This window comes from Pseudomonas sp. SCB32 (genome assembly GCF_009189165.1).
Classification (GTDB): domain Bacteria; phylum Pseudomonadota; class Gammaproteobacteria; order Pseudomonadales; family Pseudomonadaceae; genus Pseudomonas.
The window spans coordinates 1,570,230-1,582,045 of sequence record NZ_CP045118.1 but is presented as its reverse complement, the minus strand read 5'-3'; the positions used below and the strand labels follow the sequence as shown (position 1 = coordinate 1,582,045).

Below are 11,816 nucleotides of genomic sequence, written 5' to 3'. Positions count from 1 at the left end.
TCTGCCGACGCGCAGCAGATCATCAGCTGGCTCGAAGGCCGAGCCTGCCGGCAGTGCGTGTCCCCTGGGTCGGGGTATACGCGGGCAGACAGCCGCTAAACTTCCCAGGCTTTTTCCGCTATTGAACCGGAGACTGCTCCATGCTGAAACGCACCCTGGCGCTCGCCGCCTGCTTTGCGCTGTCCTTTGCTGCGTCCGTTACCCATGCCGAAGCCCTGAAGGAACTGAAGGTCTCGGCCATCCCCGATGAAGCCCCCACCGAACTGCTGCGCAAGTTCAAACCGCTGGGCGCCTACCTGGAAGAACAGCTGGGCATACCCGTTAAGTTCATTCCGGTATCCGACTATGCCGGCGTGGTCGAGGCCCTGGCTTCCGATCGTCTGGACATGGCCTGGCTGGGCGGTTTCACCTTCGTCCAGGCGCGCCTGAAGACCGGCAACGCCATCCCGCTGGTACAGCGCGAGCAGGACCAGCAGTTCACCAGCAAATTCATCACCGCCGACCCGAACGTGAAGTCGATCCAGGACCTCAAGGGCAAGACCTTTGCCTTCGGTTCCGTGTCGTCCACCTCCGGCAGCCTGATGCCGCGCTATTTCATGCAGAAGGACGGTGTGGTACCCGAGCAGTTCTTCTCCCGCGTGGCCTATTCCGGCGCCCACGACGCCACCGTCGCCTGGGTCCAGGCCGGCAAGGTCGACGCCGGCGTGCTGAACGCATCGGTGTGGCAGAAGCTGGTGGACGCCGGCAAGGTCGACACCAACAAGGTGAAGGTCTTCGCCACCACCCCGACCTACTACGACTACAACTGGACCGTGCGTGGCAACCTCGATCCGGCGCTGGCCGAGAAGATCAAGAAGGCCTTCCTCGCCCTCGACCCGAGCAAGCCGCGCGATAAGGAAATCCTCGACCTGCAAGCGGCCAGCCGCTTCATCGAGACCAAGCCTGAGAACTACAAGGGTATCGAGGAGTCGGCTCGCGCCGCCGGCCTCCTGAAGTGACCCTGAAACTGACCGGCGTGGAGCACTTCCACGCCAACGGCCAGCGTTCGCTCGCCGGCATCGATCTCGCGGTCGAAGCCGGCGAACGGGTGGCGATCATCGGCCCCTCGGGCGCCGGCAAGACCACCCTCCTGCGCGTACTGGCCACCGCCCTGAAACCTTCGGCGGGCAATTTCGAACTGCTCGGCGCCCAACCCTGGGCGCTGGGCGACTCGGCGCGCCAGCGCCTGCGCGCGCGCGTCGCCCTGGTGCACCAGGCACCGCCGCTGCCGCCACGCCAGCGGGTGGTCACCGCCGTACTCGCCGGCCGACTTGGCCAGTGGTCGCTGTGGAAGAGCCTGGCCAGCCTGCTCTATCCGCTTGACAGCGCAGGCGCCCGCGCTGAACTGCAACGCCTGGACCTGGGCGACAAGCTGTTCGAACGCTGCGACCAGCTCTCGGGGGGCCAGCTGCAACGCGTCGGTATCGCCCGCGCGCTGTATCAGCAGGCCGAAGTACTGCTGGCGGACGAACCCGTCTCGGCGATGGACCCGGTGCTCGCCGGCCACACCCTCGGCGTGCTCACCCGCGAGGCGCAGAACCGTGGCGTGACGCTGCTGGCCAGCCTGCATGCGGTGGATCTGGCGCTGGAGCACTTCCCGCGCATCGTCGGCGTACGCGACGGCCGCATCGCCTTCGACAAGCCTGCGGAGAAAGTCACCCCGGACGACCTGCGAGCGCTCTACGCCAACGAGAAACTGGGACGGCAGGACAGCTCCTCGCCGGTGGGCAAGCCTGTGGTGGTGCAGATTCCGCGATGCTGAACCCAGCGCTTTCGAAGAGCCCGCCCCGCGACCCCGCCGCGCTGCCGCGCCTGCTGCTCACCCTGCTCGCCCTGGCCCTGCTGTGGCCGGGCCTGCGCCTCTCCGAGCTGGATATCGCCGGCCTGTTCAGCGGCGACAACGCGCGGACCATGGCCAATTTCCTCGGCGGCTTCTGGCCGCCGGCCCATGACGCCGAATTCCTCGGTCTGCTCGGCCGCGCCACCCTGGAAACGCTGGCCATCGCCACCGCCGGCATGGCACTGGCCTGGCTGATCGCCTTCCCCGCCGCCCTGCTGGCCACCCGCGCGCTGTCGATTTCCGCCCTGCCCCGCGGCGGCCTGCCGGCCTGGTGGGCGCGCGCTCTGCGCTGGCCGGTGCGCGGTCTGCTGATCCTGCTGCGCAGCGTGCCGGAAATCGTCTGGGCGCTGCTGTTCGTCCGCGCCGTGGGCCTGGGTCCGACCGCCGGCGTGTTGGCGATTGCCATCACCTATGGCGGCATGCTCGGCAAGGTCTATGCGGAAATCTTCGAATCGGTGGACCCACGACCGACGCGCGCCGTACTGCTGGGCGGCGGCTCGCGCCTGCAGGCCTTCGCCTACGGCGTCCTGCCCGCGGCGGCACCGGAGCTGATCTCGTACACCGTCTACCGCTGGGAATGCGCGATCCGCGCCTCGGTGGTGATGGGCTTCGTCGGCGCTGGCGGCCTCGGCCAGCAGATCGACCTGTCGCTGCGTATGTTCGCCGGCGGCGAAGTCTCCGCCATCCTGCTGACCTTCCTCGTCCTGGTGCTCGGCGCCGACCTGCTCAGCCGCTTCCTGCGCGGGAGGCTCGAATGAGCGGATTGCTGCGCAGCCTGGCCTGGCTGCTCGCCGTACTGATCGCGGTAGTGGCGTCGTTCGCCTACCTGGAGATGGACACCGGCGGCCTCTTCAGCGCCAAAGGCCTCGGCCAGATGCTCGCCTACGCGCGCGATTTCCTCTCCCCGGACCTTTCCGCCCCACACCTGCAGGCCATTGGTCGAGGCGCTCTGGAAACGCTGGCCATGTCCGCCATCGGCACCCTGCTCGCGGCGCTTCTCGGCATGTTGCTGGCGCTACCGGCCGCCGGACGCTTCGGCCGAGTCGCCCAGAGTCTGTCGCGCTTGCTGCTCAACGCCCTGCGCGCGGTGCCGGAGTTGGTCTGGGGCGCGCTGATGGTGCTGGCCGCAGGGCTGGGACCGAACGCCGGCACCCTGGCCCTGGCGCTGCACACCGGCGGCGTGCTCGGCCGGCTATTCGCCGAGGCACTGGAAAACACCCCCACCGCTCCCGCTGAAGCCGTGCGCCTGGCCGGCGGCGGACGAGTCGCCGCCTTTGCCTACGGCACACTGCCGGCGGTCTGGCCGCAATTGGTGGCCTACATGCTCTACCGCTGGGAGAACAACATCCGCATGGCCAGCGTGCTTGGCTTCGTCGGTGCCGGCGGCCTGGGGCAGATGCTCTATTTCAGCCTCAGCCTGTTCCAGCAGGCACAGGCGGCGACGGTGATTCTCGCCATGCTGCTCCTGGTATTGGGCGTCGATACGCTGAGCGCCTGGGCGCGGCAGCGCTGGGTGAGTCACTGACGCGGCATGCGGGCCCTTGATCGTGTAGGAGCGGACTCCGTCCGCGAAACGCGGGCATGGCCCGCTCCTACAGAAGCAACGCGCAACAAAAAGCCCGGCACATGGCCGGGCTTCTACATTCTGTCCGCTTCGCCTTAGCGAATCACCTCATCGAGGTCCACCGGGTCACCATAATGGGTGCCGAGTTTCTGACGGATGTCCTCGAACATCGCATCGTACTCCTTGTGATTGCGCACAACGGCGCCAAAGCGCGGGTGCAAGCCATGCTTCTGCGCAATGCGGGTCGCATCGCTGGCGAAGTTGAAGGCCTGCTCCTTGGGCATGTCCCACTCTTCGCTGAAGGCAGCGCGGTCGATTTCGCCTTTCATGGTGAAGTGCACATAGGTGCCGTTCTCCGCATCCCTGCGAACTTCGTAATAAATGTGAGCGTCAATTTCCTGCTGATCCAGTCCCGGCATGGCCTGGAGATGCAGATGGCCCGGTTCGAACATGGCGAATCTCCTTCTATGGAATCCAGATAGTCTAGCGCGCCTTGGCGAATTGGAAATCGTTCTGTGTCAGTGCAGAACGTCTTTTCGAACTCTTTCCTGTACCAGCACCCAGGGCGCGATCACCACCGCCCAGAGTTCCGGATCACGGGCGAGGAAATCCTCCGCCTGAATTTCGTCGACCTTGCTCAGTTCACCGCTCGCAAGCCACGCGGCAACCTTTGCCTTGTCGTCCTCAGCCACGCCCACCGCGACTTCCACCAGATCGGCGGACCCCTCGACTTTGAGCAGGTTGCCGCGGGCGAAGAACGGCGCGAGCTCCTGCCAGGAAATCTTCGCGGTTTCGCCAAGCAACTTGGCATAGAGGGTGCTAGCTTGTTCAGTCATGGATCTCACCTGGTAAACGGTCGACGCCATGATAGCGCCGAGGCCGCGCCAGGCAAGGTTCGGACAGTGCTTTCCGGATGACGGAAACCCTCTGGGAGGAATCGGGAAGGCGCCGTTTTTCTGTACGTTTGTGTCAACGTTGCGACATACGCTCGGCCAGCCCGCCGCCCCCCGCTTTTCAAGCGGTAAAGCGGCACTCTACACTGTACCGGTACAGTTGCCGGTGGGCCTGTCCGGGGCAATCCCGGTTCGGCAGCCTTCGGCTACCAGGACTACAAAAACGAATAACACAAGAAGAGTGGAGCACTATGAAAAAGGGTACTCAGCGTCTTTCCCAGCTGTTCACCGCCATGGCACTCGCCGGCGTTGCCAGCTACTCCATGGCCGCCGACACTATCAAGATCGCTCTGGCCGGCCCGGTGACCGGCGCCGTCGCCCAGTATGGGGAGATGCAGTTCGTTGGCGCGAAAATGGCCATTGAGCAGATCAACAAGGCTGGCGGCGTAAATGGCAAGCAACTGGAAGGCGTAGTCTATGACGACGCTTGCGATCCGAAACAAGCCGTGGCCGTAGCCAACAAAGTCGTCAACGATGGCATCAAGTTCGTAGTTGGCCACCTCTGCTCCAGCTCCACTCAACCGGCATCCGACATCTACGAAGACGAAGGCGTGATCATGATCACCCCGGCGTCCACCAGCCCGGACATCACCTCCCGCGGTTACAAGCTGATCTTCCGTACCATCGGTCTGGACAGCCTGCAGGGCCCGACCGCCGGCAAGTTCATCGCCGAGCACATCAAGCCCAAGACCGTGGCCGTGATCCACGACAAACAGCAGTACGGCGAAGGCATCGCCACTGCCGTGAAGAAGACCCTGGAAGGCGCCGGCATCAAGGTTGCCCTGTTCGAAGGCATCAACGCCGGCGACAAGGACTTCTCCGCGATGATCGCCAAGCTCAAGCAAGCCAAGGTGGACTTCGTCTACTACGGCGGCTACCACCCGGAACTTGGCCTGCTCCTGCGCCAGGCTTCCGAGAAGGGCCTGAAAGTCGGCTTCATGGGCCCGGAAGGCGTGGGTAACAAAGAGATCTCCGCCATCGCCGGCCCCGCTTCCGAAGGCCTGTACGTGACCCTGCCGAAGTCCTTCGACCAGGATCCGAAGAACAAGTCCCTGGTTGACGCCTTCAAGGCCAAGAACGAAGACCCGAGCGGTCCGTTCGTGTTCCCGGCCTACGCCGCTGTCGAAGTCATCGCCGAAGGCATCAAGAAAGCCGGCAGCGAGGAAACCGACAAGGTCGCTGCGGCCCTGCGCGCCAACAACTTCGACACTCCGACCGGCACCCTGGCCTTCGACGAGAAGGGCGACCTGAAGAACTTCAACTTCGTGGTCTACCAGTGGCACAAAGACGGCACCAAGACCGAAGCCAAGTAAGCCGCCTGCCGACGCCCAAAGCCCACTGCACCTGCAGTGGGCTTTGTTTATCCGAGTATTCCGGGGGTCCGTCGCGCCACAAGCGCCGCTTCACGCGACGCCCGAGGAGTTAGGTAATGCCTGATCTCTATCACTATCTGCAACAGCTGATCAACGGCCTCACCGTCGGCAGCACCTATGCCCTGATCGCCATTGGCTACACCATGGTCTACGGCATCATCGGCATGATCAACTTCGCCCATGGCGAGGTGTACATGATTGGCTCGTACGTAGCCTTCATTGTGATCACGGGGCTGGCGATGATGGGAATCGTGAGTCTTCCTGTCGTCATCATCTGCACCTTCGCCGCGAGCATCATCGTCACCAGTGCCTACGGCTACGGTATCGAACGAATCGCCTACCGCCCCCTGCGCGGAAGCAACCGACTGATTCCGCTGATCTCCGCGATCGGCATGTCGATCTTCCTGCAGAACGAGGTCCTGCTCGCCCAGGACTCCAAGGACAAGGCCATCCCCAACCTGCTACCGGGCAACTTCGTCATCGGCCCGGATGAAATGAGCGGCGTGACCATCTCGTACATGCAGGTGCTGATCTTCATCATCACCCTGCTGACCATGTACGGCCTGTCCATGTTCATCTCCCGTTCCCGCCTGGGCCGCGCCTGCCGCGCCTGCGCCGAGGACCTGAAGATGGCCAACCTGCTGGGCATCAACACCAACAACATCATCGCCCTGACCTTCGTCATTGGTGCCACCCTGGCCGCCGTGGCCGCGGTGCTGCTGGGACTGCAGTATGGCGTGATCAACCCGCACATCGGCTTCCTGGCCGGCATCAAGGCGTTCACCGCCGCGGTGCTGGGCGGCATCGGCAGTATCCCGGGCGCCATGCTCGGCGGGCTGGTGCTCGGCGTTGCCGAGGCCTTCGGCGCCGACGTGTTCGGTGACCAGTACAAGGACGTGGTGGCGTTCACCCTGCTGGTGCTCGTCCTGCTCTTCCGCCCCACCGGCATCCTCGGCCGCCCGGAGGTGGAAAAGGTATGAGCAAGAAACTCAAGACTGCGTTCTTCAGCGCCCTGCTGGTAATGGCTGTCGCCTACCCGGTGCTCGGCGTGAAGCTCAGCGTGATCGGCATCGGCCTGCAGCTGGAAGGCGTCAGCCACACCACGCTGTGGGTCATCGCCGCGTGCGCGGTGGCCATGTTCGTCTGGCAACTGATGCGAGACAAATTCCATTTCGTGACCAGCACCCGCCAGTACCTGTCGAGACCGCACACCAAGCTCGCCGAACGCCTGACCCACTCCTCGGTACAGCGCAAGATCATCCTCGGCCTGATCGTTCTCGCCCTCGTCTGGCCGTTCTTCGGCTCGCGCGGCGCGGTGGACATCGCCACGCTGATCCTGATCTACGTGCTGCTGGGCCTTGGCCTGAACATCGTGGTGGGCCTGGCTGGGCTGCTCGACCTGGGCTACGTCGGCTTCTACGCCGTGGGCGCCTACAGCTATGCGCTGCTGTCGCACTACTACGGCCTGGGCTTCTGGGTGTGCCTGCCGATCGCCGGCCTGATGGCCGCGTTCTTCGGCTTCATCCTCGGCTTCCCGGTGTTGAGATTGCGCGGTGACTACCTCGCCATCGTGACCCTGGGCTTCGGCGAGATCATCCGCATCCTGCTGCGCAACATGACCTGGCTGACCGGCGGCCCCAACGGCATCAGCAACATCGAGAAGCCGAGCCTGTTCGGCCTGACCTTCGAGCGCCGCGCACCCGAGGGGATGCAGACCTTCCACGAGTTCTTCGGCATTGCCTACAACTCGAACTACAAGGTCGTGTTCCTCTACCTGGTCGCGCTGCTGCTGGTACTGCTGGTGCTGTTCGTGATCAACCGTCTGCTGCGCATGCCCCTGGGCCGAGCCTGGGAAGCCCTGCGTGAAGACGAGATCGCCTGCCGTGCCCTGGGTCTGAACCCGACCATCATCAAGCTCTCCGCCTTCACCCTCGGCGCCTGCTTCGCCGGTTTCGCCGGCAGCTTCTTCGCCGCGCGCCAGGGTCTCGTGACGCCGGAATCCTTCACCTTCATCGAGTCGGCGACCATCCTCGCCATCGTCGTGCTGGGTGGCCTGGGTTCGCAGCTGGGCGTGATCCTCGCAGCCGTGGTGATGATCCTGCTGCCCGAACTCATGCGTGAGTTCAGCGAGTACCGCATGCTGATGTTCGGCGCCATCATGGTGCTGATGATGATCTGGCGTCCGCAGGGCCTGCTGCCCATGCAGCGTCCGCATCTGGAGTTGCGCAAATGAGCCAGACCATTCTTGAAGTAAACGGCCTGACCATGCGCTTCGGCGGCCTGCTGGCCGTCAACGGTGTGGCGCTGAACGTGAAGGAAAAGCAGGTGGTCTCGATGATCGGCCCGAACGGCGCCGGCAAGACCACCGTGTTCAACTGCCTGACCGGTTTCTACCAGCCTACCGGTGGTGAAATCCTCCTGCGCGGCGAAGCCGTGCAGGACCTGCCTGGCCACAAGATCGCCCACAAGGGCGTGGTGCGGACTTTCCAGAACGTTCGTCTGTTCAAGGAAATGACCGCGGTGGAGAACCTGCTGGTCGCCCAGCATCGCCACCTCAACACCAACTTCCTCGCGGGCCTGCTCAAGACGCCGGCCTTCCGCCGTCGTGAAGCGGAAGCGCTGGACTACGCCGCGCAATGGCTGGAAATCGTCAATCTCAAGGACATCGCCAACCGTCCGGCGGGCACTCTCGCCTACGGCCAGCAGCGCCGCCTGGAGATTGCCCGCTGCATGATGACCCGTCCGCAGCTGTTGATGCTGGACGAACCGGCGGCCGGTCTGAACCCGCGGGAAACCGAGGACCTGAAGGCGCTGATCGCCATGTTGCGCGCTGAACACGGCGTCACCGTCCTGCTCATCGAGCACGACATGAAGCTGGTGATGAGCATTTCCGACCATATCTACGTGATCAACCAGGGCACGCCCCTGGCCGACGGCACCCCGGAAGAGATCCGCGGCAACCCGGATGTGATCAAAGCCTATCTGGGGGAGGCCTGAGTCATGCTGAAGTTCGACAAGGTTTCCACCTTCTACGGCAAGATCCAGGCGCTGCACGACGTCAGCATGGAAGTCCAGCAGGGTGAGATCGTCACCCTGATCGGCGCTAACGGCGCCGGCAAGTCGACCCTGCTGATGACGCTCTGCGGCTCGCCGCGCGCCTCCTCGGGCAGCATCAAGTACCTGGGCGAGGAGCTGGTCGGCAAGGAATCCTCCGTGATCATGCGCAAGAGCATCGCCGTCGTGCCGGAAGGCCGCCGCGTGTTCGCCCGCCTGACCGTGGAAGAGAACCTGGCCATGGGCGGTTTCTTCACCAGCAAGGGCGATTACCAGGAGCAGATGGACAAGGTCCTGGCACTATTCCCGCGCCTGAAGGAACGCTTCAACCAGCGCGGCGGCACCATGTCCGGCGGTGAACAGCAGATGCTCGCCATCGGCCGTGCGCTGATGAGCAAGCCCAAGTTGCTGCTGCTCGACGAGCCGTCCCTGGGCCTTGCGCCGATCATCATCCAGCAGATCTTCGACATCGTCGAACAGCTGCGCCAGGAAGGCGTGACCGTCTTCCTCGTCGAGCAGAACGCCAACCAGGCGCTCAAGCTCGCCGACCGTGGCTACGTGCTGGAGAACGGTCGCATCGTCATGCAGGACACCGGCGCCAACCTGCTGGTGAACCCCAAGGTGCGCGACGCGTACCTCGGCGGCTGACGTCCGCGCTGCCACGAAAAACGGCCCTTCGGGGCCGTTTTTCATTGGGCATCCCGCGCAGCCGAGACGTATATCCCATTGACATATCCCTGCTTCCACCTAGCATGGAGGCACCTTTATCCCCATGGAGGCCGATCATGGACCAGGGCTCCGTCTTCCAGAGCAATCGCAGCCAGGCCGTACGCCTGCCCAAGGCCGTCGCCCTTCCCGACGACGTCAAGCGCGTGGATGTGGTCGCCGTAGGCCGCACCCGCATCATCAGCCCCGCGGGTGAAAGCTGGGACAGCTGGTTCGATGGCGAGGACGTCAGCCAGGACTTCATGGCGGACCGGGAACAGCCCGCCGAGCAGGAGCGGGAAGGTTTCTGATGCTCAAGTACCTGCTCGATACCAACATCTGCATCTTCACCATCAAGAACAAACCGCAGGCCGTGCGCGATGCCTTCAATCGCCATCACGGACAGCTGTGCATCAGCTCGGTGACCTTGATGGAGTTGATCTACGGCGCGGAAAAATCTGCTGCGCCGGAGCGGAACCTTGCCGTGGTCGAGGGCTTCGCGGCCCGCCTCGACGTCCTTCCTTACGACGCCAGCGCAGCCGCTCACACGGGCCAGTTGCGCACCGAACTTGCCAGAGCCGGCACGCCCATCGGCCCCTACGACCAGATGATTGCCGGGCATGCGCGTTCGCTGGGCCTGATCCTGGTCAGCAACGACCTGCGGGAGTTCGAGCGGGTTCCGGGGCTGCGCCTGGAAGACTGGGCGTCGGTATAGCCCAACCGGCGAAACCTCAGCCCTCCGCCTCGGACTGGGCAATGAACTCCAGCATCTTCTCGCTGCCGTCGACCAGGTCGCTGTGGATGGCCGCGCGCGCGGCGGCGCCGTCGCCTGCGCGCAGCGCCCGCAGCACTTCCCAGTGGTGCTCGACGGCCATGCGCTCGTTGAAATCGGCGTAGGCCTGGGCGATCAGCGGGCCGGTACGCATCCACAGGCTGTCGAGGAAGGCGCGCAACAGTGGCATGCCGGCAATGTCGGCCAGGGCGAAGTGGAAGGCCTGGTTGAGCTTGAGCGCCAGAACCATGTCATCGGCGTGGATCGCCGCCAGGTTGTCGCGAATGTTGGCTTCCAGCTCCTCCAGCTGCTCGGCGCTCGCCTTGGTGGCGGCCGTCTCGGCGGCCAGCCCTTCGAGGGCGATGCGGATGCTGCGGATTTCCAGGTACTGCTCGCGGGTGAGCAGCGGCACTCGGATATCGCGCGGCGTCTTGAGCACCAGCGCCTGCTCCTTGGCCAGCTGCAGGATCGCGTCGCGCACCGGGGTCACACTGGTGCCCAACTGCTGGGCCAGGTCGCGGATGCGCAGGCGGTCGTCCGGTTTGAAGCGGCCGGTGATCAGCGCCTCGCGCAGCAGCGCGTAGACGCCGCTGCCCAGGTAGGAATGGTTCAGCCCTTCGATCGGGTAGTTCATCGCTTTCTCATCGCGTGGTGCGGCATCGGGCCCAGTCGGGAATCCGGCGTGCATGATGCGGACTGAGCACGCCCGATGCCAGCAGGATCACACATGCTGACCGCCATTGACGTGTATTTCCGCGCCATTCACATAAGAGGCGCCGCTGGTGCAGAGGAAGTGGATCAGCGAGGCGACCTCCTCCGGCTTGCCCAGGCGATGCATTGGGATATCCCGCTCGACGATCAGCTCAGTCCCCGAAGAGAGGATGGCGGTGTCGATCTCCCCCGGCGCAATGGCATTCACCCGCACCCCATGCGGACCGAAGTCGTGGGCCATTTCGCGGGTCAGCGCCGCCAACGCGGCCTTGGAGCAGGCATAGGCGACACCGGCGAAGGGATGCACCCGCGAGCCGGCAATGGAGGTGACGTTGATCACCGAGCCCTTGGCCGCCTTCAGCTCGTCGAACAGCCCGCGCGCCAGCAGCGCAGTAGAGAACAGGTTGACGTTGAACACCTTCAGCCAGGTGGTGTAGTCGCTCTCCAGCACGCCCAGGCGCTGCCCTTGCTCCCCCTTCGGCGAGATACCGGCGTTGTTCACCAGCGCATGCAGCTGGCCACCAAGCTTTTCGCGGATCTGCGGCAGGCTGGCCTGCACGCTGTCGATGTCTTCCAGGTCCAGGTGAATGTGGTTGATCAGCCCTTCGGCCCAGGGGCATTCGGCGCTCCAGTCCTGGCGCGAGGCGGTGAATACGCGCCAGCCGGCGGCGTTGAAGTGCTTCACCGTAGCGTGGCCGATGCCTCGGCTGGCGCCGGTGAGCAGCAAGGTCTTAGTCTGGTTCATGGTGCACTCCCCTGTCCGTTTCGTTATCCGATTAGAAGAATAAAACATGATGCATCATGT

The 11,816-nt window shown here is 64.2% G+C and carries 15 protein-coding genes; 11 read left to right on the top strand and 4 right to left on the bottom strand.

Translation table 11 applies throughout. From position 1 onward, the window contains the following. The first annotated feature begins 140 nt into the window (after positions 1-140). The 4 genes from GA645_RS07410 to phnE are packed head-to-tail and all read left to right on the top strand — an operon-like array spanning position 141 to position 3,404. Positions 141-998, top strand: coding sequence for a putative selenate ABC transporter substrate-binding protein (locus tag GA645_RS07410; RefSeq protein WP_152221379.1), 858 nt, complete (start codon positions 141-143; stop codon positions 996-998). Then, entirely contained in the window at positions 995-1,801 is an 807-nt protein-coding gene (locus GA645_RS07405) for a phosphonate ABC transporter ATP-binding protein (RefSeq protein ID WP_152221377.1), read from the top strand. The genes GA645_RS07410 and GA645_RS07405 overlap by 4 nt, the downstream gene beginning before the upstream one ends. Continuing rightward, positions 1,795-2,637, top strand: coding sequence for an ABC transporter permease (locus GA645_RS07400; protein ID WP_152221375.1), 843 nt, complete (start codon positions 1,795-1,797; stop codon positions 2,635-2,637). The genes GA645_RS07405 and GA645_RS07400 overlap by 7 nt, the downstream gene beginning before the upstream one ends. Continuing rightward, entirely contained in the window at positions 2,634-3,404 is a 771-nt protein-coding gene (phnE, locus tag GA645_RS07395) for a phosphonate ABC transporter, permease protein PhnE (RefSeq protein WP_152221373.1), read from the top strand. Before GA645_RS07400 ends, phnE begins: the two co-directional genes overlap by 4 nt. A gap of 134 nt (positions 3,405-3,538) precedes the next feature. Here the strand turns inward: phnE and GA645_RS07390 are convergent, their stop codons facing one another. Together GA645_RS07390 and GA645_RS07385 are read right to left on the bottom strand one after the other, a co-directional pair. Further along, entirely contained in the window at positions 3,539-3,895 is a 357-nt protein-coding gene (locus GA645_RS07390; protein ID WP_152221371.1) for a DUF5064 family protein, read from the bottom strand. Positions 3,896-3,961: 66 nt separating this feature from the next. Beyond that, a complete protein-coding gene (locus GA645_RS07385; protein ID WP_152221369.1) occupies positions 3,962-4,279 on the bottom strand; it encodes a DUF2288 domain-containing protein in 318 nt (105 codons plus the stop codon). 308 nt (positions 4,280-4,587) lie between these two features. On the opposite strand from GA645_RS07385, the gene GA645_RS07380 reads away from it, so the two are divergent. From GA645_RS07380 to vapC, 7 genes are all read left to right on the top strand, one after another. After that, complete coding sequence (locus GA645_RS07380) at positions 4,588-5,709, top strand: branched-chain amino acid ABC transporter substrate-binding protein (RefSeq protein WP_152221367.1); 1,122 nt, start codon at positions 4,588-4,590, stop codon at positions 5,707-5,709. 116 nt (positions 5,710-5,825) lie between these two features. Next, entirely contained in the window at positions 5,826-6,749 is a 924-nt protein-coding gene (gene livH, locus GA645_RS07375) for a high-affinity branched-chain amino acid ABC transporter permease LivH (RefSeq protein ID WP_152221365.1), read from the top strand. Then, positions 6,746-8,002, top strand: coding sequence for a high-affinity branched-chain amino acid ABC transporter permease LivM (locus tag GA645_RS07370; protein WP_152221363.1), 1,257 nt, complete (start codon positions 6,746-6,748; stop codon positions 8,000-8,002). Before livH ends, GA645_RS07370 begins: the two co-directional genes overlap by 4 nt. Beyond that, positions 7,999-8,766: a high-affinity branched-chain amino acid ABC transporter ATP-binding protein LivG gene (livG, locus tag GA645_RS07365; RefSeq protein WP_152221361.1), complete on the top strand. Its 768-nt coding sequence runs from the start codon at positions 7,999-8,001 to the stop codon at positions 8,764-8,766. The genes GA645_RS07370 and livG overlap by 4 nt, the downstream gene beginning before the upstream one ends. A gap of 3 nt (positions 8,767-8,769) precedes the next feature. Continuing rightward, the gene (locus GA645_RS07360) at positions 8,770-9,471 is read left to right on the top strand and encodes an ABC transporter ATP-binding protein (RefSeq protein ID WP_152221359.1); all 702 of its coding nucleotides are present in this window, start codon (positions 8,770-8,772) and stop codon (positions 9,469-9,471) included. 137 nt (positions 9,472-9,608) lie between these two features. Then, positions 9,609-9,839: a type II toxin-antitoxin system VapB family antitoxin gene (gene vapB / locus GA645_RS07355; RefSeq protein WP_152221357.1), complete on the top strand. Its 231-nt coding sequence runs from the start codon at positions 9,609-9,611 to the stop codon at positions 9,837-9,839. Next, positions 9,839-10,243 (top strand): tRNA(fMet)-specific endonuclease VapC, encoded by a 405-nt coding sequence (gene vapC, locus GA645_RS07350; protein WP_152221355.1) that lies wholly within the window; start codon positions 9,839-9,841, stop codon positions 10,241-10,243. The genes vapB and vapC overlap by 1 nt, the downstream gene beginning before the upstream one ends. Positions 10,244-10,259: 16 nt before the next feature. Here vapC and GA645_RS07345 read toward each other — a convergent pair whose 3' ends face one another. Next, entirely contained in the window at positions 10,260-10,934 is a 675-nt protein-coding gene (locus GA645_RS07345) for a GntR family transcriptional regulator (RefSeq protein ID WP_152221353.1), read from the bottom strand. An 87-nt stretch (positions 10,935-11,021) separates the two neighbouring features. After that, positions 11,022-11,756, bottom strand: coding sequence for an SDR family NAD(P)-dependent oxidoreductase (locus GA645_RS07340; RefSeq protein WP_152221351.1), 735 nt, complete (start codon positions 11,754-11,756; stop codon positions 11,022-11,024). Positions 11,757-11,816 lie beyond the last annotated feature (60 nt).